The sequence below is a fragment of the Stenotrophomonas indicatrix genome (assembly GCF_002750975.1).
GTDB classification, from domain to species: domain Bacteria; phylum Pseudomonadota; class Gammaproteobacteria; order Xanthomonadales; family Xanthomonadaceae; genus Stenotrophomonas; species Stenotrophomonas indicatrix.
The window spans coordinates 2,623,485-2,648,077 of record NZ_PEJS01000001.1 but is presented as its reverse complement, the minus strand read 5'-3'; the positions used below and the strand labels follow the sequence as shown (position 1 = coordinate 2,648,077).

Genomic DNA, 24,593 nt, shown 5'->3' with positions numbered 1-24,593 from the left:
GCGTTGCAGGGGTTGTTGGGGGCTGCCGGTTTCCGCCGCGTCGATGCGCATGCGCAGCCGTGGCGGGATGATTTGAAACAAGGGTCGACGCGCGTGCGGATGGAAGTGGAATGAAGTTGCTCGGCTCGGGGATGCAGGCCCGATTCCTGCTTGCGATGGGCGGGGCGATGCTGGTGGTGGTGGCGATCCTGGCCGTGCTGCTGGGGCGGCAGGCGGCGATGCAGGGCGAGGTGAGGTCGCTCAGCAACGGCGTCATCCACGAACTGTTCGACCGCAGCGTGCGCAGCCGTGGCGAGGCCATGGTGCGCGAGCTGTCCGATGCGCTTGCCGGTCCGCTCCACAACAACGACCTGGACCAGGTCGGGGCGCTGGTGCGCAGCATTTCGCGGCAGCCGGTGGTGCGCTACGTACTGGTGTTCGACGACCGCGGGCGGCTGGTCCACGACGGCTCGGCCGGAGTGCCCGGATCCGGGCGGCCGATGACCGATCCGTTGGCGGCCGGGGCGGTTGCCGCGCAGTCGCTGGTGGTGCAGCAGTCGCCCACGGTGCTCGACAACGCGATGCCGATCAGGATGGGCAAACAGCGCATCGGTGGTGTCCGCGTCGGCATGGCACTGGATGAAGTGCTGCAGCGTGAGCAGGCGGCCAACGCGACACTCGGTGAGCGGCTGCAGCAGATGGGAAGCCGGCATCTGGGCTGGCTGCTGCTGATGCTTGGCCTGCTGGTGGTGATCGGCGTGGTGGTGATCCTGTACGTACAGCGCACGCTGGTGGCGCCGATCCGCGAGCTGGCCGCGGCCGCCCGGCGCATCGAAGCGGGCGACTACCAGGCGCCGCTGCGCGAAAACACCCGCGACGACGAAGTCGGAGAACTGGTGCGCGGCTTTGCCCGCATGCGTGATGCGATCGCCCGCCACGATCGCGAAGTGCGGCGCATGGCCTACACCGACGCCTTGACCGGGCTCACCAACCGCCTGGCGTTCCGCGAGGCGCTGGACCATCGATTGATGGCCGCACGTGCGTCCAATCACCGGTTGGGTCTGCTGTTTGCCGATATCGATGATTTCAAGCGGGTCAATGACACGCTGGGCCATGAGGCCGGCGACGAGGCGTTGCTGCAGTTCGCCCAGCGCATCGGCCGCGCAGTGACCGAGGCCGGCGGTGACGATGCCGTGCTGGCGCGGTTCGGCGGCGACGAATTCGTGATCCTCGTTGGTGATGGCGATGTTGCGGCCAATGCGCGGTTGCTGGCCGAAGTGCTGGTGCGCGAGCTGGGCAAACCGCTGGTGGTGCAGGGAAGGGAACTGTTCCTGGGCACCTCGATCGGCGTGACCCTGTTCCCCGACGATGCCGCAGATGCGACGACGCTGCTGAAGAACGGCGACATCGCGATGTACCAGGCAAAGATGGCCGGCAAGAACTGCTATCGCTATTACAGCCGGGCCATGGATCACGCGGTCGAGCGGCGCGTGCACATGGAACAGGAGCTGCGTGGCGCCTGGGAGCGCGGCGAGCTGCGGCTGGCCTACCAGCCGATCTTCCGCATGCGTGACCGCCGCATGGTCGGTGTCGAAGTGCTGCTGCGCTGGCAGCACCCGACGCTGGGCACGATTCCGCCATCGGTGTTCATCGAGGTGGCCGAGCAGAGTGGCCTGATCGAGATCATCGGTCCGAAGGTGCTGCGTGCTGCCTGCATGGAAGCGGTGCAGTGGCCGCGGGGCGTGGCCGGTGACGAGTTGTTCGTCTCGGTCAATGTGTCGCCACGGCAGTTGCGCGGCGGGGAGCTGCCGGCGTTGGTTGCGCAGTGCCTGCAGGAGTCGGGCCTGCCGGCCTCGCGCCTGCACCTGGAGCTGACCGAGACGGCGGTGATCGGCGATGAGATGCTGGCCGCGCAGCTGTTGGACCGCCTGCACCGGGCCGGGGTGAAGGTGTGGCTGGACGACTTCGGCACCGGTTTCTCCGGTCTCAGCCACCTGCGGCAGGTGCCGGTGGACGGCGTCAAGATCGACAAAAGCTTCGTCGCCGACATGCAGCGCGACCCGGACGACCTGGCCCTGACCACGGCGATCATCGCCATGGCCCACGCACTGGGCATCACGGTGGTGGCCGAGGGTATCGAACAGGAGGCCCAGTTCGAGCTGCTGGCCCAGCGTGGCTGCGACCTGGGTCAAGGCTACCGGCTGAGCCACCCGGTCACCGCCACCGAAGTGGTGCGGATGATCGAATCGGGCGCGTGAGGCGCTACAGCGGGCGCTTGCTCGGGTCGCCGGGCAGTTCGCGGACCAGCTTGGGCACCAGGTAGCCGGACAGCCGGGCAGTGAGGCCGGCAATCAGGGCCTTGGCCTGGATGTCGTCCACTTCGAAGTGGGCCACGCCCTCGACGCGATCCAACTGGTGCAGGTAATACGGCAGCACGCCGGCGGCGAAGCTGCGTTCGCTCAGGTCCTGCAGGGCCTGCACGCTGTCGTTGACCCCGCGCAGCAGCACCGCCTGGTTCAGCAGCTGGGCGCCGATACCACGCAGGCGGGCCATCGCCATGTCGACGCTGGCGTCGAATTCATTGGCGTGGTTGGCATGGACCACGATCGCCAGTGGCCACGGCAGGCTGCCCAGCCAGGCCAGCAGTTCCTCGTCCACGCGCTCGGGCAGCACGATCGGCAGGCGCGTGTGGATGCGCAACCGGCGGATGTGCGGGATCTGGCGCAGCGCATCGGTCAGCTCGGCCAGCTTGTGCGTAGCCAGCGACAGCGGGTCGCCGCCGGACAGGATCACCTCATCGATGTCCGGGTCTGCGGCGATGGCCTCCACGGCCTCCTGCCAGCCCCCCTTGGCGGCGTTCTCGGCGCCATAGTCGAAATGCCGGCGGAAGCAGTAGCGGCAGTTGATGGCACAGCTGCCGGTGGCCACCAGCAGGGCCCGGCCACGGTATTTCTGGATGACCCCGGTGGCCTTTCTGGCCGCGCCGTCGCCCACCGCGTCAAAGCTGAACCCGGGCGCCGGGCGCATCTCGGCGTCGATCGGCAACACCTGCCGCAGCAGCGGATCGTGGGCGTCGCCACGGCGCATGCGGGCGACGAAACCCTCCGGCACGCGCAGCGCGAACTGGGCGATGGCCGCCTCCGATACGCCCAGCGCCGCGGCATCCAGATCCAGCCGGGCCAGCAGCGTCTGCGGGTCGCGCAGGGCCTGCCGCCACAGCTGCTGCCAGCGCGCGGGCGCGCTTGGCGACTGGGTCCGGGGGAAGGCGGAAAGCTGCATGGAGAGGGGGCCTGCGGTTATCATGGACACATAAACAGTTGCCCGCCGGGGTTCCGGTGGGCTTTCCATTCTATCCGGCTCGCCGCACGCGCGGCGGTTTCGCCATTTGAGGAGCTTGAGCATGGCCACTGCGGGCATGAACGATGTCAAGAACGGGATGAAGATCCTGGTCAACAATGAACCGGCCGTCATCTCCGAGACCGAGTTCATCAAGCCGGGCAAGGGCCAGGCCTTCACCCGCGTGCGCTATCGCTTCATCAAGTCGGGCCGCACGGTCGAAATGACCATGAAGGCGACCGACGACGTGGAAGTGGCCGATGTGGTCGATACCAACATGGACTACATGTACAGCGACGGCGAGTACTGGCATTTCATGGACCCGGAGACCTTCGAGCAGGTGCAGGCCGACAAGGCCGGCATGGGCGGCGCCGAGAAGTGGCTGAAGGGCGAGGAGTCCTGCATCGTGACCCTGTTCAACGGTTCGCCGATCTTCGTGCAGCCGCCGAATTTCGTTGAACTGAAGATCACCGAGACCGATCCGGGCGTCCGCGGTGACACCTCGGGCGGCGGCGGCAAGCCGGCCACCCTGGAAACCGGCGCCGTGGTGCGCGTGCCGCTGTTCGTCAACCAGGATGAAATCATCAAGGTCGACACCCGTTCGGGCGAGTACTCCTCGCGCGTCAAGTAATCCGGCGCAGCCGGATTACGGTAGTGCCGGCCGCTGGCCGGGTAGGCGCCGGCGCATTCGCGCTGGCGCTCCCATGATCTGCTTCGGCAGATCATGGGCGCCGCTTTACGAGTCTCCAGACCCCGCCGCTTCGCGGCAGCCCCTGACTCAGGGGCGTGTCCCCCAGCAGCATCTCGCCGCCCCCCAGCCAGTGAGCCCGCATGAGCGATAGCCCGCACCTCCCCGAAGCCTGCGACCTGCTCATCGAAGCCGGTTATGTCGTTCCGATCGAGCCGCATGCGGTGGTGCTGGAAGACCATGCCGTGGCCATCCGTGGCAGCGAGATCGTGGCCATCCTGCCGCGCGCCGAAGCGCGTGCGCGGTTCCGCGCCACCCAGGTTGTCAGCCGCCCAGAGGCGGCGCTGATGCCGGGCCTGGTCAACGCGCATACGCACAACCCGATGACCCTGCTGCGCGGCGTCGCCGACGACCTGCCGCTGATGACCTGGCTGCAGCAGCACATCTGGCCGGTGGAAGCGGCGGTGATCGGTCCCGAATTCGTGGCCGACGGCACCACCCTTGCCATCGCCGAGATGCTGCGTGGCGGCACCACCTGCGCCAACGAGAACTATTTCTTCGGTGACGTGCAGGCCGCCGTCTACAAGAAGCACGGTTTCCGCGCGCTGGTCGGCGCGGTCATCATCGATTTCCCCACCGCCTGGGCCAAGACCGACGACGAGTACTTCGCCAAGGCCGGTGAACTGCATGACCAGTGGCGCACCGACCCGCTGATCGGCACCGCATTCGCGCCGCATGCGCCGTACACGGTCAACGATGCCAATTTCGAGCGGGTGCGGATGCTGTCCGACCAGCTGGACATGCAGGTGCATCTGCATACCCATGAAACCGCGCAGGAAATCACCGATTCGATCAAGCTGCACGGCCAGCGTCCGCTGGCGCGGCTGGATCGCCTCGGCCTGGTCAACGACCGCCTGATCGCGGTGCACATGACCCAGCTGACCGAGGCCGAGATCCACCTGTGCGCCGAGCGCGGCGTCAGCGTGGTGCATTGCCCGGAATCGAACCTGAAGCTGGCCTCTGGTTTCTGCCCGGCCTGCGCCCTGCAGCGCGCCGGCGTGAACCTGGCCATCGGCACCGACGGCTGCGCCAGCAACAACGACCTGGACATGTTCAGCGAGAACCGCACGGCGGCGATCCTGGCCAAGGCAGTGGCCGACGATGCCACCGCGCTGGACGCGGCGACCACGTTGCGCGCCTCCACCCTCGGCGGCGCCCGCGCCCTGGGCTTCGGCGAGCGCATCGGCTCGATCGAGGTCGGCAAGCAGGCCGACCTGGTCTGCGTTGATCTGTCCGCGCTGGAAACCCAGCCGCTGCACAACGTGCTGTCGCAGCTGGTGTACGCCACCGGCCGCCAGCAGGTCAGCGACGTCTGGATCGCCGGCAAGCCCAAGCTGGTGCAGCGCGAGCTGGTCGGCATGGACCTGCCGGGCATCATCGCCAACGCGCGCCAGTGGCGCGAGCGCATCCGTCATATCCGCGCCTGAGTGCAGGCGCCGCAAGGACAACCGTCATGACTGCCCCCCACGCTTCTTCCAATTTCGATCAGGCCGAGCTGGACAAGTTCGCTGCGCTGGCCAACCGCTGGTGGGACGCCGACGGCCCGCAGAAGCCGCTGCACGCACTGAATCCGGTGCGCCTGCAGTACGTGGCCGACCGCGCGCCGCTGCGAGGTGCGCGCGTGCTCGACATCGGTTGCGGTGGCGGGCTGCTGAGTGAAGCGCTGGCCCAGGCCGGTGCCGAAGTGACCGCCATCGACCTGGCGCCGGAGCTGGTCAAGGTTGCGCGCCTGCATGCCCTGGAAAGCGGCGTCAGCGTCGACTACCGGGTGCAGGCCGCCGAGGACCTGGCCGCCGAACAACCGGGCAGCTTCGATGTGGTGACCTGCATGGAAATGCTCGAGCACGTGCCCGATCCGGGCGCGATCATCGAGGCCTGCAAGCGCCTGCTGAAGCCGGGTGGCCATCTGTTCCTGTCCACCATCAACCGCACCGCAGCCGCATTCGCCGTGGCCATCGTCGGTGCCGAGTACGTGGCACGGCTGCTGCCCAAGGGCACCCACCACTACCAGGAATTCATCAAGCCGGCCGAGCTGGCGCGTTGGCTGCGCGAGGCCGACCTGCAGCTGGCCGATGTCAGCGGCATGGCCTATGAGCCGTGGCGCAACCGCGCCCGCCTGAGCAGCCGCACCGACATCAACTACCTGGCCCACGCGGTCAAGGCGCCGTGACCACCGCCGTGTTCCCGCGTGCGGTGCTGTTCGACCTGGACGGTACGCTGCTGGACAGCGCCCCGGATTTCGTCGCCACCCTTGATGCGATGCTGGCCGAGCGCGGTCGCGCACCGATCGATCCTGCGCAGTTGCGGCCAGTGGTGTCCAAGGGTTCACGGGCGATGGTGTCGGCCGCGTTTCCAGAGCTGGAAGCAGCCGAGCGCGATGCACTGATTCCCGAGTTCCTGCAGCGCTACGAAGCCTCGATCGGCCAGCATGCCGTGCTGTTCGACGGCGTCGCCGGCATGCTCGGTGCGCTGGACGAAGCCGGCACCGTGTGGGGCATCGTCACCAACAAGCCCGAATACCTGGCGCGGCTGATCGTGCCGCAGTACGGCTGGCAGCAGCGCTGCGCCGTGCTGGTCGGGGGTGACACCCTGGCCGAACGCAAGCCGCATCCGTTGCCGCTGCTGCACGCCGCGCAGCTGATCGGCATCGCAGCGGAAGACTGCGTGTACGTCGGCGACGATGAGCGCGACATCATCGCCGCGCGTGCTGCCGGCATGCCGTCGGTGGCGGCGCTGTGGGGCTACCGCCTGCACAGCGATGACCCGTTGGCCTGGCAGGCCGATGTGCTGGTCGAGAATGCCGGACTTCTGCAACTGGCCAGTCTCTGGCCGAGCCGGCCGGCGACCCCGGCCCAGCCGTAAGGAACAACGTAGTGAGCAGTACAGCGCTGGATAGTTTCCTCGACAAGTGGCGCAGCCGTTGGCCGGAATGGTCGGTGGCCGAGCCGTTCGTGGCCGAATCGCAGCGCCATGTGGCGCTGGCGTGGTTCGCGCTGCTGCAGGAATTCGACGACATGCTCAACACCGCTGGCGACCCGCTGCCGGCGGACGCCAAGCTGGCGTGGTGGGGCGAGGAACTGCGCAGCTGGGCCGCGCAGCGTTCGCGGCATCCGCTGGGACGCGTGCTGGAGCCGGTGCGGGCACCGTGGGTGCAGCTGGCCGAGGCGCTGCCGGATCTGGTCGAGGCGCGCACCGTAGCGCTGGACGCTGCCGGTGCCGAACGCGCACTGGGCAACTATGCCGACGCGGTGGCTGCGGTCGAGGCCGTGGTGTTTGCCGACAAGCCGCGCAAGGGGGCTGGCCATGCCGTGCTGCTGCAGACCCTGGCCCAGCGCCTGCAGGACGCTGGCGTGGCCGGGGTTCCGCGCAGCCTGCTGGACGAAGATGCCGGCAACGCTGCACAGCGTTGGGCGCAGCAGTTGCTGAAAGGGTGGGGCACCCGCGTGCCCGGTCCACGTGCACGCCGGGTGTGGTCGAGCCTGGCGCGTGCACGTCTGGCGGCGCAGGCCGCCGGCAAACCGATTGAAGCCACGCCCGTGCGCACGTTGCTGCGCGTGTGGTGGGCCGCGCGCGGCTGAACCATCGGCCGCTGCGCTCGCCGGGCGTGGCCCGGCGCTACCGTGCATGATGATCGGGTAGCGCCGGGCCATGCCCGGCGGGGAGCCCGCATGCGTTATTTCCGCTCCAGCACCAGCAGCGGATCGATGCGGGTGTCGAACCAGTTCATGCCCCAGTGCAGGTGCGGCCCGGTAGCGCGGCCGGTGGCGCCGACGGCGGCGATCACCTGGCCCTGTTCGACGCGATCACCGACCTTTACGTCGATGCGCGACAGGTGCAGGAAGTTCGAACTGACGCCGAAGCCGTGGTCGAGCAGCAGCGTGCCACCGGTCAGGTACAGGTCCGGCCCGGCGAACGTCACCACACCGGCCGCCGGTGCCTTCACCGGGGTGCCGGTCGGCACGGCGATGTCCATGCCGGAGTGGCCGGCACCGGGCTGGCCGTTGTACACGCGGGCGTTGCCGAAGCGGCCGCTGATGCGGCCCTGCACCGGCCAGATGAAGGTCTGGGTGAAATCGGTGCGGTTGTCGTCGCGCGCACGCGCAGCGGTGACCTGCGCCTGTTCGCGCTTGATCCGCTCGGCGATGGCCGGCGGCGGATTGACCGTCTTCGGCGGTACGCCGTTCACCCGCTCGGTCGGCCAGTCGCGCGTGGTCACGGCGATGGCGGCCGTCTCGCTGCTGCCATCCGGTCGGCGGATCTGCACCTGCAGCGGGCCCTTCTCATCGCGACCGATGCCGAACACCACGCTGCCGTAGCTGCTCACGCGCAGGTCGCGGCCTGCATAGCGCACGCTGCTGCCGGCGGGAACCTTGCCTATCACCAGCGCGCCCTGCGACGCGCTGGCCGGGAACACCACGCGGCTGTCGATCAGGTTGCCGATGCCGTCCTGTGCCTGGGCTGCGGGTGCGGAGAGCAGGGGCGCTGCCAGCAGCAGCGCCGCGAACATGAGTGCCGGACGCATCAGCGGTCGTAGGTCATGCGCTGGCCGGCGGGCTTGCCCACCAGCGTGCTGCCGTCCCACACCAGCTGGCCGTTGACCCAGGTGGACGCCACGCGCGAACGGAACGTTGTGCCCTCGAACGGCGACCAGCCGCACTTGGACAGCACGTCCTCGCGCTTGACCGTGAACGGCACATCTTCCACCAGCACCAGGTCGGCAAAGTAACCTTCGCGCAGGAAGCCTCGCTCTTCCACATCGAACAACTGGGCTGGGGCATGGGCGAATTTCTGCACGACCTGCTCGCGGGTCAGCTTGCCTTCGTGCACGCGTTCCAGTGCGGCGACCAGCGCGTACTGCACCAGCGGCAGGCCGGACGGCGCCTGCGCATAGGGCTTCTGCTTCTCTTCCCAGGTATGCGGGGCGTGGTCGGTGGCCAGCACGTCCAGCACGTCGTCAGCCAACGCGGCCGTGATCGCCTCGCGATCGGCCACGTCCTTGATCGCCGGATTGCACTTGATCAGGTTGGCCTTGGTCGCATAATCCGGACGGGCGAAGTGCAGGAAGTGCACGCAGGTCTCGGCGGTGATCTGCTTGCGGCTGCCGTCGGCGCGGATCAGCGGGCCCTTCTCGAACAGCGCCAGTTCGTCGGCGGTGGAGATGTGCAGCACGTGCAGGCGGGTGCCGTGCTTGCGCGCCAGCGACATGGCCAGCCGCGTCGACTTGATGCAGGCTTCGCGCGAACGGATGTCCGGGTGCATCTCCGGGGTCAGTGCGTCGCCGTACTTTTCCTGGAATGCTTTCAGGTTGGCATCGATCATCGGCGTGTCTTCGCAGTGCGTGATGATCGGGGTGGGGCACTCGCGGAAGATCGCGTCCAGGGTTTCGGGGTTGTCGACCAGCATGTTGCCGGTGGACGCGCCCATGAACACCTTCACGCCCGGCGCCTTCTTCGGATCGAGCGCACGGATGGCGTCGAGGTTGTCGTTGCTGGCACCGTGGTAGAAACCGTAGTTGGCCCAGGCACGGCCGCGCGCCAGCTCGTACTTGGCTTCCAGGATGGTCGAATCCAGGGTCGGCGGGTTGGTGTTGGGCATGTCCATGAAGCTGGTCAGGCCACCGGCCACGGCCGCGGCCGATTCGCTGGCGATGTCACCCTTGTGGGTCAGGCCGGGTTCGCGGAAGTGCACCTGGTCGTCGATCATCCCGGGCAGCAGCCAGCGCCCGGCCGCATCCACCACCTGTTCGCCATCACGCGGAGTCAAACCCTTGCCGATCTGCGCGATGCGGTCGTTCTCGATACGCAGGTCGCCTTCGAAGGTGCGGCCTTCGTTGACCAGGCGGGCATTGGTGATGAGCGTGGAGGACATGTCAGTGTTTTCCTGTGCAACGGCAAGAAGGGGCGTTGGGAGATTCGGGCACTGGATCGAAGCCGCCGGGATGGAACGGATGGCAGCGGCCCAGCCGTCGCGCCGCCAGCCAGCTGCCGCGCAGCGGGCCGTGCCGGGAGATGGCATCCATGGCGTATTCAGAGCAGCTCGGCACGAAACGGCAGCGAGGCCCCAGCAGCGGGCTGATGAAGCGCTTGTAGAAGCGCAGCACGGCGATGAGCAGGCGCGAGATCACGCAGTCATCTTAAGCCAGTTGGCATGAAGGCCGCATTTGTGCAGGATGGGCCGTTGGTCGCATGTCGTAGATGGCCTGCGACCGCTAGCGGCACCCCTCCAGGTGCCGGACAGGTTCCGTACCGCGCAAGGCGGTCCGTGTTCGTCGGACCGCACCTTGGACCCGTTGACTCCTGGACTGAATGGAGCGGGCCCCCAAGGTTGCTGCTGCGGGTCGGGTAGGCTATAAAGGCCCGCTTTCCCGGGCCCCGGGGAATCCAAGGAAGAGCGTTTCGTGGCTGCTAAAAAAACTGCAAAGAAGGCCGTCAAGGCCGCCAAGAAAACCGCCAAGCCTGTTGTGAAGAAGTTGGCGGCCAAGCCCGTTGCCAAGAAGCCGGCCAGCAAGCCGGCGACCAAGGCGGCATCCTCACAGCCGGCGGCCAGGAAGGCCACCGCAAAGAAAGCGCCGGTGAAATCCGGCAAGCCGGCAGTGGCGAAGAAGCCCGCTGCGCCGGTCAAGGCCAAACCTGCCGCTGCCAGCAAGAAGGCGCCGGTGGTGAAGAAGGTTGCCAGCAAGGCTGCGCCGGTGAAGAAGGCCGCTGCCAAGCCGGCACCGAAGAAGGCAGCAGCCAAGCCAACGCCGAAGGCAGTGGTGAAGAAGGTTGCCGCCGCGCCTGCTGCCAAGCCGGCAGCAAAGAAGGTGGCGCCTGCCAAGCCGGCACCGGCCAAGAAGGTTGCCAAGAATGTCGCCCCGCCGGCTGCCAAGCCGACGCCGGCCCCTGTAGTGAAGTCCGCACCGAAGCCAGCTGCGAAGCCGGCCCCGGCCAAGTCTGTCCCGGCCAAGACCGCGGCAGTGGCGGCAGCCAAACCGGCCCCCAAGCCGGCCCCGGCCGCCGCTTCTGCAGCATCGACCGCCCCGCAATCCAAGAATCCCGTGCCCGTTTCGAAATCGCCTGCCAAAACCGCCGTGAAATCCGATTCCGCTCCGAAGACCGTGACCCGCCCCGTGGGCAAGGTCGCCGTGGCCGTTGCCGCCCGTTCGACGGCACCTGCGCCGCGCAGCAAGTACAAGGTCGTCGAATACAAGACCGACGAGGCCACTGGCCGCCCGATCCTGCCGGCAGGCTACAAGCCGGCCTCGGACGAGGAGTACATGAGCCCGCTGCAGCAGGAGTACTTCCGTCAGCGCCTGCAGAACTGGCGCGCCGACCTGGTGGAAGAGTCCAAGCAGACCATCGAGAACCTGCGTGAGGAAGTGCGTGACATCGGCGATGAAGCCGAGCGCGCGACCCGCGAAACCGAGAACTCGCTGGAGCTGCGCACCCGTGACCGTTACCGCAAGCTGATCGGCAAGATCGACAGCACCCTCAAGCGCCTGGAAGCAGGCGATTACGGGTACTGCGTGGACACCGGTGAAGAGATCGGCCTGGAGCGCCTTGAAGCGCGCTTGACCGCCGAGCGCACCATCGACGCCCAGGAGCGTTGGGAGCACCTGCAGAAGCAGCAGGGCGACTGATTCCGGTTCGTTGTGATGTCATGCAAAAAGCCCGGCTTCGGCCGGGTTTTTTGTTGGGTGATGGTTGGCTGCGTAGAGCGGCGCCTTGGTTGTTCCGTGAGCGAGCGGGCGGGTCACCCGGGCCAGGACACGCCGTAAACCCATCCCTGGGGGCTCGGCCGCGCCATCCATGGCGCGAACGGTCCTGGCCCGGGTGACCCGCCCGCTCCAGACAGTTCCCGAGTGCGGCCGCTGTAGAGCCGAGCCCACGCTCGGCTCAGGCCGAAGCCGGCGGGTAGGGAAGAGCAAGAACAAGAACAAGAGCAAGAGCAAGAGCAGCTAAGCATGGCTTGGCTCTACCAGGAGCGGCCATGCGTATGCTCGCGGCTGTTGGGTCCGCCTTGTAGCGAGCCGAGCACCGCAGGGGAATCAGGGGCGAAGAGGCGCCGCTGTTTGAGCGCAGCGAGTTCGGTGCCGTCCCCTGATTCACCGAGGAGCGCAGGGCACCGGTGCGCAGCACCGGCTCGCGGATGGCGGCGCGTTTCTTTGGTTACTTTCTTTGCGCGCGCAAAGAAAGTGACACCCCGCCGCGGTCGCGGAAAGCGCCCGCCGGGCATGGCCCGGCGCTACCGGCGCGTGTGCGCACGGAAATCCGCTCTATTGCAGATCGCGCAGATTCAATTTCCGCAGCGTCGGGTTCTTCCATGCAGTGACCCCGGCCACGCTCAGCACCGCGAATCCGCCCAGTACCACCGCCGGTACCAGCCCCAGCACCTTGGCCATGGTGCCGGCATAGAACGCGCCCAGTTCGTTGGACGAACTGATGAAGATGCCGTTGATAGACGATACCCGGCCGCGCATCTCTTCCGGCGTGGCCAGCTGCAGGATGGTGGAGCGGATCACCACCGACACGCCGTCGAAGGCGCCGTAGAACAGCAGGATCAACGCCGACAGCCAGAAGTGCTGGGACAGGCCGAAGCCGATCACGCACAGGCCGAAGCCGGCGACCGCGAACAGCAGCACCCGACCGGCATTGCGGTGCAGGGGGTGGCGCGCCAGCCACAGGCCCACGCACACCGAACCCAGTGCCGGCGCCGCGCGCAGGATGCCCAAGCCCTCCGGGCCGTGATGCAGGATCTCGTGCAGGAACGCCGGCAGCATCGCCACCACACCGCCCAGCAGTACCGAGAACATGTCCAGCGCCATGGCGCCGACCATGATCCGGTTGCCGACCACGAAGCGCGCGCCTTCGGCAATGCTCTTGAAGATCGGGGCGGCTGGGCCGGCATGCACCGGCTCTTCCACCTTCAGCGTGGCCAGGCAGCCCATCGCCACCAGCGCGAAGGCCGTGGCCACCGCATAGGACAGGCCCTTGCCACCGAAGCCGACCAGCACGCCACCCAGTGCCGGGCCGGCGATCATGCCGGCCTGGAACACCACGGCGCCAAGGCCGGCGCCACGGGCGAAGTGCTCGCGTGCCAACACCCGGGCGAACAGTGCGTTGTAGATCGGCGACAGGAAGGCGCGGACCATGCCGGTCAGTGCGATCGCCGCATAGATCGGCCACACGCCCTCAACCGGCAGCCAGCCCTTGGCCACGCTGGTCAGCACCAGCGCAGTGGCGACCAGGCCGGAACAGGCGACCATGCCCAGCTTGCGGCGCGGCAGATGATCCACCAGATAACCGGCGAACGGGGCCACGCAGAAGAACGGCAGCACCTCGGCCAGGCCGATCAGGCCCAGCGAGAACGGATTGCGGGTGACTTCGTAGATGTGCCAACCGACGGTGACCGCGACCACCTGGTAGGACAGCATCGCGAAGATGCGATACGCCAGCAGCCTGGCGAAACCGGGTCGGGACAGCAGGCCCAGCGCGGTGTCTTCGGCCGTGGCGGGCTCGCTCACGACGGATCGCGCTGCAGCTGGGCCTGCGCGGTCTCGCGGATGAACGCCAGCATCGCCGCCACGCCGTTGCTGCGGGTCGGCGACAGGTGGCGGGCCAGACCGATGTCCTGGATATAGCTGGGTTCGGTGGCCAGGATCTCCTGCGCGCTGCGCCCGGAGTACACGCGCAGCGCCAGGAAGATCAGGCCGGAAACGATGGCCGAATCGCTGATGGCGTGGAAGCGCAGCGACTGCGCGTTGCCTTCCGGCACGATCCAGACCATCGACTGGCAACCGAGCAGGCGGTGCTCTTCGGTCTTCCACGCGTCCGGGAAGGCGGGCAGCTTGCGGCCGAGGTCGATCAGGTACTGGTAGCGCTCGGACCAGTCGCCGAAGAAACCGAATTCCTCGGCGATGGCCGTCTGTGCCTCGGCGGCGGTGGGTTCAAGCGGGAACGGGGAGTCGATCACAACAGTCTCTACAGTAGGGAGCGTGGCCGGCGGACCGGCCACGGGGCAGGGCAGGTCAGCCGCGCTTGCGCGACCAGCGCACGCCCTGCGGGGTGTCTTCCAGCACGATGCCTTCGGCGGCCAGCTGGTCGCGGATGGCGTCGGAACGGGCGAAGTCACGTGCCTGCTTGGCTGCCGCGCGTTCGTCGATCAGGCCCTGGATACGCGCATCGTCGTCGCTGTCGCCGGCGGCGTTGCCGAACCATTGCGCCGGATCGGCCTGCAGCAGGCCCAGGGCGAGGCCGGCGCCAAGCAGTTCACTCTTCAACCGTGCGCGTTCGCCAGGATCGGTGGCGCGGCGCGCTTCACCGGCGATACGGGCCACTTCGGCCAGCGCCTGCGGCGTGTTGAGATCGTCATCCAATGCCGCTTCGATCTCTGCCGGGATCACCGCGGTGGCGGCAACGTCGGCCAGCTCGCGCAGGGTGCCGTACAGGCGGTCGAGGGTGCGGCCGGACTGTTCGATCAGCGCATCGGACCAGTCCAGCGGCTGCCGGTAGTGGGCCGACAGCAACGCCAGGCGCAGCGCCTCGGGGGCATGCCTGCGCACCAGGTCGTGGACGCGCTCGATGTTGCCGATCGACTTGCTCATCTTGGCGCCGCCGAAGTTGAGCATGCCGTTGTGCAGCCAGAAGCGCGCGAACACCTTGCCGCCGTGCGCGCACTCGCTCTGTGCGATCTCGTTTTCGTGGTGCGGGAACTGCAGGTCGACGCCGCCGGCATGGATGTCGATGGTCTCGCCCAGGTGCGCGGCGGCCATCGCCGAGCATTCGATGTGCCAGCCCGGACGGCCGCGGCCCCAGGGCGATTCCCAGCCCGGCAGGTCGTCGCTGGACGGCTTCCACAGCACGAAGTCGCCGGGGGCGCGCTTGTAGGGAGCGACCTCGACCCGGGCGCCGGCCAGCATCTCGTCCGGATCGCGGCGCGACAGCTTGCCGTAGCCCTCGAAACTGCCGACGGCGAACAGCACGTGGCCCTCGGCGGCGTAGGCATGCCCGCTGCTGACCAGCTGCTCGATCATGGTGATGATCTGCGCCATGTGCGCGGTCACTTCCGGCTCGATGTCCGGCGGCACCACGCCCAGCGCGGCCATGTCTTCACGGTAGGCAGCAGCGAAACGGTCGGTGATGGTGCTGATCGGCACGTCCTGCTCGCGCGCGGCGGTGTTGATCTTGTCGTCCACGTCGGTGATGTTGCGGGCGTAGCGCAGGGCACCGAAGCGCCGACGCAGCAGGTCGGCCAGCACCCCGAACACCACCGGCCCACGGGCGTTGCCGATGTGTACGTAGTTGTAGACCGTCGGGCCGCACACATACAGGGTCGGACAGGCCGGATCGAGCGGGGTGAACGGTTCGAGCTGGCGAGTCAGGTTGTTGTGCAGGCGCAGGGTCATGGGTCTGTGACTGGGGGACAAGCCTGTGATTTTAGAACGTGTCGGGGCCCTTTGGGGGGACCGTTGCCACCGGTGGACGTCACCGGCGGCCGGGGTGGGGTGGGCAGGAACGGCGCGGACGGGTAATGTTCAGCCCCTTGCGGTCACCACTGCCTACACTATTGCCGTGTCCCTGCTCCCTTCGCCAATGAAAACCACCGCGTTGCTGACCCTGGCCTGCCTGTCGGCGCTGCCCGCCGTGGTCCTGGCCCAGGAGGCCGAGCCGCGCAACCGGGTGGTGATCGTGGAGAACGTGAAGTTCGACTACGCCCAGGTGCTCAACGTGGAGCCGGTGTTCCAGACCCTGCGTGCCACCCGCACCGAGGAGCACTGCGAGCCGGTCTCGACCCGTACCCTGGCCCCGGTCAACGTCACCGGCGAGGAGCCGGTGGAGGACAAGGGCCGCATCGGCCGCCTCTGGGATTCGGTTCGCTCGATGTTCAAGCGCAGCGACGAGGAGGTGCTGGAGGAACTGCCGGCCGAAGCCCCCGCCCCGGCGCCCGCCAACACGGGCCCGATGCTGACCCGGGACTGTCGTATCGTGCCCGTCGGACGCGAGTTCCGCCGCCCCATCGCCTATGACGTGGACTATGTCTACAAGGGCACCAAGTACCGTTCACGGCTGCCGGAAGACCCGGGCAACCGGCTGAAGATCCGGGTTTCGATCACCCCCTGGGTTGGCCCGGAGCAGGCTGCCGCCGGCACCCCCTGATTCTGCGACGCCGGCCTCTTGCGCCGGCCCCGGCCGCATGTAAAGATTGCCGACCAATGAAGCTCACCGACTTCCAGCACGACAGCAGCGCCGCCCGCCAGGCCACTGGCATGACGTCGCGTGCCCGTCGACCGGAACCCCACATTCTCGCTGGGTAATCCGGAGCTTTCTGCTGTTCGTCCGAAAAAAACCCAGCCCGCCGGCTGGGTTTTTTCGTTTCCGCGTTCTGAAAGCTTCATCTGCAACCTTTTCGTACAACCCTGGTTCCCGGTTTTCCCTTCCACCTTCCACCGCGTCGACCCTCGGCGCCGCTCATGCAAGGAATGATGATGTCCCCCAAGCACTTCCTGAACACCCAGGACTGGAGCCGCAGCGAACTTGACGCGCTGCTGACCCAGGCTGCGCTGTTCAAGCGCAACAAGCTCGGCGACCAGCTCAAGGGCAAGTCGATCGCGCTGGTGTTCTTCAATCCGTCCATGCGCACCCGCACCAGTTTCGAGCTGGGCGCGTTCCAGCTCGGTGCCCACGCAGTGGTGCTGCAGCCGGGCAAGGATGCATGGCCGATCGAGTTCAACCTCGGCACGGTGATGGACGGCGATACCGAAGAGCACATCGCTGAAGTAGCCAAGGTGCTCGGCCGCTACTGCGACATCATCGCCGTGCGCGCGTTCCCGAAGTTCGTCGACTGGGCCTACGACCGCCAGGACGTCGTGCTCGAGAGTTTCGCCAGATACTCGCCGGTGCCGGTGATCAACATGGAGACCATCACCCATCCGTGCCAGGAACTGGCGCACGTGATGGCCCTGCAGGAGCATTTCGGTACCCAGGACCTGCGCGGCAAGAAGTACGTGCTGACCTGGACCTACCACCCCAAGCCGCTGAACACCGCAGTGGCCAACTCGGCGCTGACCATCGCCACCCGCATGGGCATGGACGTGACGCTGCTGTGCCCGACCGCCGACTACATCCTCGACGAGCGCTACATGGGCTGGGCCGAGCAGAACGTGGCCGAGAGCGGCGGTTCGCTGAAGATCAGCCATGACATCGACAGTGCCTATGTCGGTGCCGACGTGGTCTACGCCAAGAGCTGGGGCGCGCTGCCGTTCTTCGGCAACTGGGAGCCGGAGAAGCCGATCCGCGACCAGTTCAAGCACTTCATCGTCGACGAGCGGAAGATGGCCCTGACCAACAACGGCGTGTTCAGCCACTGCCTGCCGCTGCGTCGCAACGTCAAGGCGACCGACGGCGTGATGGATTCGCCGCAGTGCATCGCCATCAACGAAGCCGAGAATCGCCTGCATGTGCAGAAGGCGATCATGGCTGCTGTTGCCGGCCGCTGATTTTCGTACGTCGTTCACGCATTCCAGACAATCCGCCGGGCATGGCCCGGCGCTACCAGGACATACCCCCCATGAGCAACAAAGACGTCGTTCTCGCCTTCTCCGGCGGCCTTGATACCAGCTTCTGCGTGCCGTACCTGCAGGAGCGCGGCTACAACGTGCATACCGTGTTCGCCGATACCGGCGGCGTGGATGACGAAGAGCGCGATTTCATCGAGAAGCGTGCCGCCGAGCTGGGTGTCACCAGCCACCAGACCGTCGATGGCGGTCCGGCCATCTGGTCCGGCTTCGTCAAGCCGTTCGTGTGGGCCGGCGAGGGCTACCAGGGCCAGTACCCGCTGCTGGTGTCGGACCGTTACCTGATTGTCGATGCCGCGCTCAAGCGCGCTGCCGAACTGGGCACCAACATCATCGCCCACGGCTGCACCGGCATGGGCAACGACCAGGTGCGCTTCGACCTGGCAGTGAAGGCCCTGGGCGACTACCAGATCATCGCGCCGATCCGCGAGATCCAGAAGGAACACACACAGACCCGCGCCTACGAGCAGAAGTACCTGGAAGAGCGTGGCTTCGGCGTGCGCGCCAAGCAGCAGGCCTACACCATCAACGAGAACCTGCTGGGCCTGACCATGTCCGGCGGCGAGATCGATCGTTGGGAAGCACCGGGCGAGGGCGCCCGTGGCTGGTGCGCACCGCGCGCCGAGTGGCCGGAACAGGCGCTGACTGTCACCCTGAAGTTCGTCGAAGGCGAAGCCGTCGAGCTCAATGGCAAGGCACTGCCGGGCGAGCAGATCCTGGCCCAGCTCAACAAGCTGTTCGCCCCCTACGGCGTCGGCCGTGGCGTGTACACCGGCGACACCGTGATCGGCCTGAAGGGCCGCATCGTGTTCGAGGCACCGGGCCTGGTCTCGCTGCTGGCCGCGCACCGCGCGCTGGAAGATGCGGTGCTGACCAAGCAGCAGAACCGCTTCAAGCCGGACGTGGCGCGCAAGTGGGTGGAACTGGTGTACGAAGGCTTCTACCACGACCCGCTGAAGACCGACATCGAAGCCTTCCTGAAGTCTTCGCAGGCCAAGGTCAACGGCGAAGTGGTGCTGGAAACCCGTGGCGGCCGCGTCGACGCCGTTGCGGTGAAGTCGCCGCACCTGCTCAACACCAAGGGCGCCACCTATGCGCAGTCGGCCGACTGGGGCGTGGAAGAAGCCGAGGGCTTCATCAAGCTGTTCGGCATGAGCTCCACCCTCTACGCGCAGGTCAACCGCTGAGCGGTTGACCACGCATTCCACCTTAACCCTGCGCCGTTGGCGCGGCGCACGCATTCCGGTAGCGCCGGGCCATGCCCGGCGGATGCTGGCAGCACGATATCCATGCCGGGCCATGCCCGGCGGAATTCCACAGGAACTGTTGATTCATGCTTGAACAGACGCTCGATCACCTGCAGGCACTGGTGTCCTTCGACACCCGCAACCCGCCGCGTGCGATCACCACCGGTGGCATCTTCGATTACCTGCGCGACAACCTGCCCGGGTTCAATGTGGAGGTGATCGACCATGGCGCCGGCGCGGTCAGCCTGTATGCCGTGCGCGGCACGCCGAAGTACCTGTTCAACGTGCATCTGGACACCGTGCCGGACTCGCCGCACTGGAGTGCCGACCCGCACGTGATGCGCCGCCTGGACGACCGCGTGGTCGGCCTTGGCGTGTGTGACATCAAGGGCGCGGCCGCGGCGCTGGTGGCGGCCGCCAATGCCAGTGATGGCGACGCGGCCTTCCTGTTCTCCAGCGATGAAGAAGCCAACGATCCGCGCTGCATCGCGGCGTTCCTGGCCCGGGGCATTGCGTACGAAGCGGTGCTGGTGGCCGAACCGACCATGAGCGAGGCGGTGCTCGCGCATCGTGGCATCAGCTCGGTACTGATGCAGTTCGCCGGCCGTGCTGGCCATGCGTCGGGCAAGCAGGATGCAGCCGCCAGTGCGCTGCACCAGGCGATGCGCTGGGGCAACCGCGCGCTGGACCATGTCCAATCGCTGGCCTCGGCACGCTTCGGTGGATTGACCGGCCTGCGCTTCAACATCGGGCGCGTGGAAGGTGGCATCAAGGCCAACATGATCGCACCGGCGGCGGAAGTGCGTTTTGGTTTCCGGCCGCTGCCGTCGATGGATATCGATGTGCTGCTGGCGACCTTTGCCGGCTTTGCCGAACCGGAAGCGGCGCTGTTCACCGAAACCTTCCGTGGCCCCAGCCTGCCGGCAGGGGATATCGCCGAAGCCGAGCACCGCCGCCTGCTGGCGCGCGACGTGGCCGACGCGCTGGACCTGCCGATCGGCAACGCGGTGGACTTCTGGACCGAGGCGTCGCTGTTCTCGGCCGGTGGCTACACCACGATGGTGTTCGGTCCGGGCGACATCGCCCAGGCCCACACCGCCGATGAGTTCGTGACGCTGGAGCAGCTGCAGCGCTATACCGACGCCGTACACCGGATCATCGCCGCCGGCGCCTGATCGACCCACAACGCCGCTGCGCTTCTGCGCGGCGGAACTGCAACGCGGCGACCGCCGCCTGTGACGAAACCGAAATGTCTCCTGCCCTCCAGCCCCACCGCCAGACCCGCCAGACCATCGTGCGCCTGCTTTCGAGCATGGCCAGCGCGAAGGAGATCAGCCAGTACCTCAAGCGCTTTTCGCAGCTGGACGCCAAGCGCTTCGCCGTGGTCAAGGTCGGCGGCGCGGTGCTGCGCGACGATCTCGACGCGCTGACCTCCTCGCTGTCGTTCCTGCAGGAAGTCGGCCTGACCCCGATCGTGCTGCATGGCGCCGGCCCGCAGCTGGATGCGGAACTGTCGGCCGCCGGCATTGAAAAGCAGACGGTCAACGGCCTGCGGGTGACCTCGCCGGAAGCGCTGGCGATCGTGCGCCGGGTGTTCCAGCAATCCAACCTGCGCCTGGTCGAAGCGCTGCAGCAGAACGGCGCGCGCGCCACCTCCATCACCGGCGGCGTGTTCGAGGCGGAGTACCTGGGCCTGGACACCTACGGCCTGGTCGGCGAGGTGAAGAAGGTCAACCTGGCGCCGATCGAGGCCAGCCTGCGTGCCGGCTCGATCCCGGTCATCACCAGCCTGGGCGAGACCGCCGGTGGGCAGATCCTCAACGTCAATGCCGACTTCGCCGCCAACGAACTGGTGCAGGAGCTGCAGCCGTACAAGATCATCTTCCTGACCGGTACCGGCGGCCTGCTGGACGAGCAGGGCAGCGTGATTGATTCGATCAACCTGTCCACCGAGTACGACCACCTGATCGCGCAACCGTGGATCCACGGTGGCATGAAGGTGAAGATCGAACAGATCAAGTCCCTGCTGGACCGGTTGCCGCTGGAATCGTCGGTGTCGATCACCCGGCCGGCCGACCTGGCCAAGGAACTGTTCACCCACAAGGGCTCGGGAACGCTGGTGCGCAAGGGCGAGAAGGTGCTGCGTGCAACCGCTTGGAGCGAGCTGGACCTGCCGCGCCTGAAGGGCCTGATCGAATCCAGTTTCGGCCGCACCCTGGTGCCGGACTATTTCGAGAGGACCACGCTGCTGCGCGCGTACGTCAGCGAGAACTACCGCACGGCGGTGATCCTCACCGATGAGGCCGAGGGCGTGTACCTGGACAAGTTCGCCGTGCTCGATGATGCGCAGGGCGAAGGGCTTGGCCGCGCGGTCTGGAACGTGATGCGCGAGGAAACCCCGCAGCTGTTCTGGCGCTCGCGCAACGGCAACCCGATCAACCACTTCTACTACGCCGAGTCCGATGGCTGCTACAAGCAGGGTCATTGGAAGGTGTTCTGGTACGGTGCCGATGGCATCGACCGGATCAGGACCTATGTCGACCACTGCGCGGTGCGTGCGCCGAGCCTGGAGGGCTGAGCGCGATGAACCACGCAGACTGGACCCGGGTACCCACGTTGACCGGCACGCATGCGCGGCTGGAACCGCTGCAGATGAGCCACATCGATGGCCTGCGCGGCGCGTTGGGCGAAGGCGCGCTGTCCAGGCTCTGGTACACCCAGGTGCCCGATGCGAAGGCCATGACCTGCTATGTGCAGGCGGCGCTGCAGGCACAGGCCGAAGGCAAGGTGCTGCCGTTCGTGGTGTTCGATGCCAACGACCAGATCGTCGGCACCACCCGTTACTACGATCTGCAACCGGACGTACCGCGGCTGAGCATCGGCTACACCTGGTATGGCGAATCGGTGCAGCGCACCGGGGTCAACTCCGAAACCAAGCTGATGCTGCTCAGCCATGCCTTCGAGCGGCTGGAATGCCTGAGCGTGGTGTTTGAAACCAGCTGGTTCAACTTCACCTCGCGCACCGCGATCGCACGCCTGGGCGCCAAGCAGGATGGCGTGCTGCGCAATCACCGCCGGCATCCCGACGGCACGCCGCGCGACACCGTCATCTTCTCCATCATCGATGCGGAATGGCAGGGCGTGAAACGCCACCTGCAGCACCGCCTCGATTCGCACGCATGAGCACGCACGCATGAGCACTTCCTCCTCGTTCACCGTCGGCATCGTCGGCGCCCGCGGCCATACCGGCGCCGAGCTGATCCGCCTGGTGGCAGCGCATCCGAACCTGCAGCTGGGTTTCGTGTCCTCGCGCGAACTGGCCGGGCAGCGCGTGTCCGACCACTACCCGCAATGGCAGGGCGAACTGCAGTTCGAGAATCTCGACGCCGACGCCGTTGCCGCCAAGGGCGTGGACGCGGTGATCCTGGCCCTGCCCAACGGCCTGGCCGCGCCGTTCGTGGCGGCGCTGGAAACGGCGAAGCCGGACACGGTGATCGTCGACCTGTCGGCCGACTACCGTTTCGACAACACCTGGTACTACGGCCTGCCCGAGCTTACCCGCAGCCGTTACCGCGGACAGAAGCACATCAGCAACCCCGGCTGCTATGCCACCGCGATGCAGCTGGCGATCCATCCGCTGCTGGATCTGCTGGCTGGTCCGCCGCAGTGCTTCGGCGTTTCCGGCTACTCGGGTGCGGGCACCTCGCCGTCGGACAAGAACAACGTTGAACTGCTGGCCGACAACCTGATGCCGTACGCGCTGACCAACCACGTGCATGAGCGCGAGGTTTCCGTGCAGCTGGGCGTGGCGGTCGAATTCATGCCGCACGTCGCGCCGCATTTCCGTGGCATCACCCTCACCGCCAACCTGTGGTTGAACCGCGTGCAGACCCGCGAGCAGATCGTCGAGCGCTTCCAGCAGGCCTACGCCGGTGAAGCACTCATCGAGGTCGTGGACGAGGCGCCGTGGGTGAGCCGCATCGCTGGCCGCCACGGTGCCCAGGTCGGCGGCTTCACGCTCGCCCCGGGCGGCAAGCGGGTGGTGGTGGTGGCGACCCTGGACAACCTGCTCAAGGGCGCGGCCACCCAGGCCATGCAGAACCTCAATCTTGCGCTGGGCATCGACGAACTGACGTCGATCCCGCACTGAAACCGTACAGGAGCTCCCCATGGCAGACCTTCTTTGGCAGAAGCCAGGCGTCGCTGTCGATGCCCAGATCCAGACCTTCCTCGCTGGCGACGACGTGATCCTCGATCGCGAGTTCTTCCTGCATGACATTGCTGCCAGTGCCGCGCATGCGCAGGGCTTGCAGCACATCGGCATCCTCAGCGCCGACGAACTGGCCGGGTTGCTGCGTGAACTTGAGGTGCTGGCACAGGACTTCCGCGAAGGCCGTTTCGTGCTGGATACGCAGTATGAGGATGGCCATTCGGCGATCGAGGCACGGTTGACCGAGCGCCTTGGCGATGCCGGCCGCAAGATCCACACCGGCCGCAGCCGCAACGACCAGATCCTGGTCGCCACCCGGCTGTGGTTGAAGGAAAAGCTGCAGCGCGTGGCGCAGGTCAGCGCCGAAGTGGCAAAGGTGGCACTTGACCGTGCGCAGGCCGAGCAGCATCTGCCGATTCCCGGTTACACCCACATCCAGCGTGCCGTGGTGTCCTCGGCCGGCATGTGGTGGGCCGGTTGGGCCGAAGCCTTCATCGACAACGCCGTGCGTGCCCGCGATACCCATGCACTGGTCGATGCCAATCCGCTTGGCACCGCCGCCGGTTACGGCGTGAACCTGCCGCTGGATCGCGAGCACACCACCGCCGCGCTCGGCTTTGCGCGCATGCAGATCTCGCCGATCTACGCGCAGCTGTCGCGTGGCAAGTTCGAACTGGCCGCGCTGGAAGCGCTGGGCGGTGCCACCCTGGACCTGCGCCGCATTGCCTGGGACCTGTCGCTGTTCACCAGCGCCGAATTCGGTTTCGTCGCGTTGCCGGCGCAGTACACCACCGGCAGTTCGATCATGCCCAACAAGCGCAATCCGGACGTGATCGAGCTGATGCGCGCGACCCATGCCAGCGTCGCCGCTGCACGCACCGAAATCGAGCAGCTGCTGTCGCTGCCGTCGGGCTACCACCGCGACCTGCAGTCGTCCAAGGGCGCCATCTTCCACGGCTTCGGGCGCGGCCTGGCCGCGCTTGAACTGCTGCCGGCGCTGCTGGCCAACCTGGAATGGCGCGATGACAAGCTGCGTGCAGCGATCGATTCGGGCATGTATGCCACCGATGTCGCGGTGGAAGCTGCGGTAGCGGGCGTACCGTTCCGCGAGGCCTACAAGGCTGCTGCTGCCGGTGCCGACAGTGCAGGGCAGGGGCGCACGCCGGAAGGCAGCCTGGCGGCGCGCGTATCGCCGGGTTCGGCGTCGGACCTGCGCCTGGATGAACTGCGCGCGCGCTGGCAGGCGCTGTCCTGATGGCCGGCACCGTCTACCTGGTGCTGGCGATGCGCCTGCCGGGCTTCAACGACGCCGTGGTGCAGCCGCACCGCGACTTCCTCGATGCGTTGCAGGCCGAGGGCCGGCTGCAGCTGACCGGCGGCTTTGCCGACGGCAGTGGTGGCGCCTATGTGCTGTGCAACCTCGACAGCCTCGCGCAGGCGCAGGCCATCGTCGCCACAGATCCGCTGGTGACGATGCAGGCATCGGCGCTGAGCGTCCATGAATGGAATACCCGCTGAGGC

Annotated in this window: 23 protein-coding genes; 16 read left to right on the top strand and 7 right to left on the bottom strand. The window is 67.1% G+C overall.

Annotated elements, in window-relative coordinates:
• The first annotated feature begins 110 nt into the window (after nt 1–110).
• Nucleotides 111–2,237 (top strand): putative bifunctional diguanylate cyclase/phosphodiesterase, encoded by a 2,127-nt coding sequence (locus CR918_RS12300; protein ID WP_080148397.1) that lies wholly within the window; start codon nt 111–113, stop codon nt 2,235–2,237.
• 4 nt (nt 2,238–2,241) lie between these two features.
• Here the strand turns inward: CR918_RS12300 and epmB are convergent, their stop codons facing one another.
• Complete coding sequence (gene epmB / locus CR918_RS12295; RefSeq protein WP_099843106.1) at nt 2,242–3,282, bottom strand: EF-P beta-lysylation protein EpmB; 1,041 nt, start codon at nt 3,280–3,282, stop codon at nt 2,242–2,244.
• Nucleotides 3,283–3,379: 97 nt separating this feature from the next.
• On the opposite strand from epmB, the gene efp reads away from it, so the two are divergent.
• The 5 genes from efp to CR918_RS12270 all read left to right on the top strand — a co-directional run bounded on the left by efp (nt 3,380) and on the right by CR918_RS12270 (nt 7,641).
• On the top strand, nt 3,380–3,946 hold the full coding sequence (gene efp, locus CR918_RS12290; protein ID WP_006379771.1) for an elongation factor P: 567 nt from the start codon (nt 3,380–3,382) through the stop codon (nt 3,944–3,946).
• A 200-nt stretch (nt 3,947–4,146) separates the two neighbouring features.
• Nucleotides 4,147–5,490 carry a TRZ/ATZ family hydrolase gene (locus CR918_RS12285; protein ID WP_025876398.1) on the top strand — a complete coding sequence of 448 codons (1,344 nt, stop codon included), beginning with the start codon at nt 4,147–4,149 and terminating at the stop codon, nt 5,488–5,490.
• A 26-nt stretch (nt 5,491–5,516) separates the two neighbouring features.
• On the top strand, nt 5,517–6,233 hold the full coding sequence (ubiG, locus tag CR918_RS12280) for a bifunctional 2-polyprenyl-6-hydroxyphenol methylase/3-demethylubiquinol 3-O-methyltransferase UbiG (RefSeq protein WP_033831579.1): 717 nt from the start codon (nt 5,517–5,519) through the stop codon (nt 6,231–6,233).
• Complete coding sequence (locus CR918_RS12275) at nt 6,230–6,925, top strand: phosphoglycolate phosphatase (RefSeq protein WP_099843104.1); 696 nt, start codon at nt 6,230–6,232, stop codon at nt 6,923–6,925. The genes ubiG and CR918_RS12275 overlap by 4 nt, the downstream gene beginning before the upstream one ends.
• An 11-nt stretch (nt 6,926–6,936) precedes the next feature.
• A complete protein-coding gene (locus CR918_RS12270; protein ID WP_099843102.1) occupies nt 6,937–7,641 on the top strand; it encodes an isoprenoid biosynthesis enzyme family protein in 705 nt (234 codons plus the stop codon).
• Nucleotides 7,642–7,736: 95 nt separating this feature from the next.
• On the opposite strand, the gene CR918_RS12265 is transcribed toward CR918_RS12270, so the two are convergent.
• From CR918_RS12265 to yidD, 3 genes are read right to left on the bottom strand one after another with little or no spacing between them, the layout of a single operon-like run.
• Nucleotides 7,737–8,585, bottom strand: coding sequence for a M23 family metallopeptidase (locus tag CR918_RS12265; protein ID WP_165780903.1), 849 nt, complete (start codon nt 8,583–8,585; stop codon nt 7,737–7,739).
• Complete coding sequence (locus CR918_RS12260; RefSeq protein ID WP_099843100.1) at nt 8,585–9,931, bottom strand: dihydroorotase; 1,347 nt, start codon at nt 9,929–9,931, stop codon at nt 8,585–8,587. The genes CR918_RS12265 and CR918_RS12260 overlap by 1 nt, the downstream gene beginning before the upstream one ends.
• A 1-nt stretch (nt 9,932) precedes the next feature.
• On the bottom strand, nt 9,933–10,187 hold the full coding sequence (gene yidD, locus CR918_RS12255; protein WP_099843098.1) for a membrane protein insertion efficiency factor YidD: 255 nt from the start codon (nt 10,185–10,187) through the stop codon (nt 9,933–9,935).
• 273 nt (nt 10,188–10,460) lie between these two features.
• On the opposite strand from yidD, the gene dksA reads away from it, so the two are divergent.
• The gene (dksA, locus tag CR918_RS12250; protein ID WP_059064669.1) at nt 10,461–11,681 is read left to right on the top strand and encodes an RNA polymerase-binding protein DksA; all 1,221 of its coding nucleotides are present in this window, start codon (nt 10,461–10,463) and stop codon (nt 11,679–11,681) included.
• Nucleotides 11,682–12,317: 636 nt separating this feature from the next.
• Here the strand turns inward: dksA and CR918_RS12245 are convergent.
• Genes CR918_RS12245 through cysS form a run of 3 tightly spaced genes read right to left on the bottom strand, consistent with a single transcriptional unit; the run spans nt 12,318 to nt 15,446 of the window.
• Nucleotides 12,318–13,565 carry an MFS transporter gene (locus CR918_RS12245; protein ID WP_032978720.1) on the bottom strand — a complete coding sequence of 416 codons (1,248 nt, stop codon included), beginning with the start codon at nt 13,563–13,565 and terminating at the stop codon, nt 12,318–12,320.
• Entirely contained in the window at nt 13,562–14,014 is a 453-nt protein-coding gene (locus CR918_RS12240) for a SufE family protein (protein ID WP_093820487.1), read from the bottom strand. The genes CR918_RS12245 and CR918_RS12240 overlap by 4 nt, the downstream gene beginning before the upstream one ends.
• Nucleotides 14,015–14,069: 55 nt before the next feature.
• Nucleotides 14,070–15,446, bottom strand: a complete 1,377-nt coding sequence (gene cysS / locus CR918_RS12235) for a cysteine--tRNA ligase (RefSeq protein ID WP_099843096.1) — start codon at nt 15,444–15,446, stop codon at nt 14,070–14,072.
• Between the two features lie 187 nt (nt 15,447–15,633).
• On the opposite strand from cysS, the gene CR918_RS12230 reads away from it, so the two are divergent.
• The 9 genes from CR918_RS12230 (at nt 15,634) to CR918_RS12190 (ending at nt 24,590) form a co-directional block, all read left to right on the top strand.
• Nucleotides 15,634–16,197 carry a glycine zipper 2TM domain-containing protein gene (locus CR918_RS12230; protein ID WP_025876420.1) on the top strand — a complete coding sequence of 188 codons (564 nt, stop codon included), beginning with the start codon at nt 15,634–15,636 and terminating at the stop codon, nt 16,195–16,197.
• A 329-nt stretch (nt 16,198–16,526) separates the two neighbouring features.
• The gene (locus CR918_RS12225; protein ID WP_099843094.1) at nt 16,527–17,537 is read left to right on the top strand and encodes an N-acetylornithine carbamoyltransferase; all 1,011 of its coding nucleotides are present in this window, start codon (nt 16,527–16,529) and stop codon (nt 17,535–17,537) included.
• A 71-nt stretch (nt 17,538–17,608) separates the two neighbouring features.
• The gene (locus CR918_RS12220) at nt 17,609–18,802 is read left to right on the top strand and encodes an argininosuccinate synthase (RefSeq protein ID WP_093820483.1); all 1,194 of its coding nucleotides are present in this window, start codon (nt 17,609–17,611) and stop codon (nt 18,800–18,802) included.
• 146 nt (nt 18,803–18,948) lie between these two features.
• Nucleotides 18,949–20,037 (top strand): acetylornithine deacetylase, encoded by a 1,089-nt coding sequence (locus CR918_RS12215; protein ID WP_099843092.1) that lies wholly within the window; start codon nt 18,949–18,951, stop codon nt 20,035–20,037.
• 74 nt (nt 20,038–20,111) lie between these two features.
• On the top strand, nt 20,112–21,440 hold the full coding sequence (locus tag CR918_RS12210) for an acetylglutamate kinase (RefSeq protein WP_025876427.1): 1,329 nt from the start codon (nt 20,112–20,114) through the stop codon (nt 21,438–21,440).
• 5 nt (nt 21,441–21,445) lie between these two features.
• Nucleotides 21,446–22,045, top strand: a complete 600-nt coding sequence (locus CR918_RS12205) for a GNAT family N-acetyltransferase (RefSeq protein ID WP_099843090.1) — start codon at nt 21,446–21,448, stop codon at nt 22,043–22,045.
• Nucleotides 22,046–22,055: 10 nt separating this feature from the next.
• Nucleotides 22,056–23,012, top strand: a complete 957-nt coding sequence (gene argC / locus CR918_RS12200) for an N-acetyl-gamma-glutamyl-phosphate reductase (RefSeq protein WP_093820477.1) — start codon at nt 22,056–22,058, stop codon at nt 23,010–23,012.
• Between the two features lie 19 nt (nt 23,013–23,031).
• A complete protein-coding gene (gene argH / locus CR918_RS12195) occupies nt 23,032–24,327 on the top strand; it encodes an argininosuccinate lyase (protein WP_033831569.1) in 1,296 nt (431 codons plus the stop codon).
• The gene (locus CR918_RS12190) at nt 24,327–24,590 is read left to right on the top strand and encodes a YciI family protein (protein ID WP_033831568.1); all 264 of its coding nucleotides are present in this window, start codon (nt 24,327–24,329) and stop codon (nt 24,588–24,590) included. The genes argH and CR918_RS12190 overlap by 1 nt, the downstream gene beginning before the upstream one ends.
• Nucleotides 24,591–24,593 lie beyond the last annotated feature (3 nt).

Excerpts from the sequence above, each read along its gene's own strand:
- CR918_RS12265 (WP_165780903.1), bottom strand. The coding sequence starts at position 8,585 with ATGCGTCCGGCACTCATGTTCGCGGCGCTGCTGCTGGCAGCGCCCCTG.
- CR918_RS12210 (WP_025876427.1), top strand. The coding sequence starts at position 20,112 with ATGTCTCCTGCCCTCCAGCCCCACCGCCAGACCCGCCAGACCATCGTG.
- epmB (WP_099843106.1), bottom strand. The coding sequence starts at position 3,282 with ATGATAACCGCAGGCCCCCTCTCCATGCAGCTTTCCGCCTTCCCCCGG.
- CR918_RS12215 (WP_099843092.1), top strand. The coding sequence starts at position 18,949 with ATGCTTGAACAGACGCTCGATCACCTGCAGGCACTGGTGTCCTTCGAC.
- CR918_RS12285 (WP_025876398.1), top strand. The coding sequence starts at position 4,147 with ATGAGCGATAGCCCGCACCTCCCCGAAGCCTGCGACCTGCTCATCGAA.
- argH (WP_033831569.1), top strand. The coding sequence starts at position 23,032 with ATGGCAGACCTTCTTTGGCAGAAGCCAGGCGTCGCTGTCGATGCCCAG.
- efp (WP_006379771.1), top strand. The coding sequence starts at position 3,380 with ATGGCCACTGCGGGCATGAACGATGTCAAGAACGGGATGAAGATCCTG.
- ubiG (WP_033831579.1), top strand. The coding sequence starts at position 5,517 with ATGACTGCCCCCCACGCTTCTTCCAATTTCGATCAGGCCGAGCTGGAC.
- CR918_RS12225 (WP_099843094.1), top strand. The coding sequence starts at position 16,527 with ATGTCCCCCAAGCACTTCCTGAACACCCAGGACTGGAGCCGCAGCGAA.
- CR918_RS12205 (WP_099843090.1), top strand. The coding sequence starts at position 21,446 with ATGAACCACGCAGACTGGACCCGGGTACCCACGTTGACCGGCACGCAT.
- CR918_RS12220 (WP_093820483.1), top strand. The coding sequence starts at position 17,609 with ATGAGCAACAAAGACGTCGTTCTCGCCTTCTCCGGCGGCCTTGATACC.
- CR918_RS12230 (WP_025876420.1), top strand. The coding sequence starts at position 15,634 with ATGAAAACCACCGCGTTGCTGACCCTGGCCTGCCTGTCGGCGCTGCCC.
- CR918_RS12190 (WP_033831568.1), top strand. The coding sequence starts at position 24,327 with ATGGCCGGCACCGTCTACCTGGTGCTGGCGATGCGCCTGCCGGGCTTC.
- CR918_RS12300 (WP_080148397.1), top strand. The coding sequence starts at position 111 with ATGAAGTTGCTCGGCTCGGGGATGCAGGCCCGATTCCTGCTTGCGATG.
- CR918_RS12260 (WP_099843100.1), bottom strand. The coding sequence starts at position 9,931 with ATGTCCTCCACGCTCATCACCAATGCCCGCCTGGTCAACGAAGGCCGC.
- cysS (WP_099843096.1), bottom strand. The coding sequence starts at position 15,446 with ATGACCCTGCGCCTGCACAACAACCTGACTCGCCAGCTCGAACCGTTC.
- argC (WP_093820477.1), top strand. The coding sequence starts at position 22,056 with ATGAGCACTTCCTCCTCGTTCACCGTCGGCATCGTCGGCGCCCGCGGC.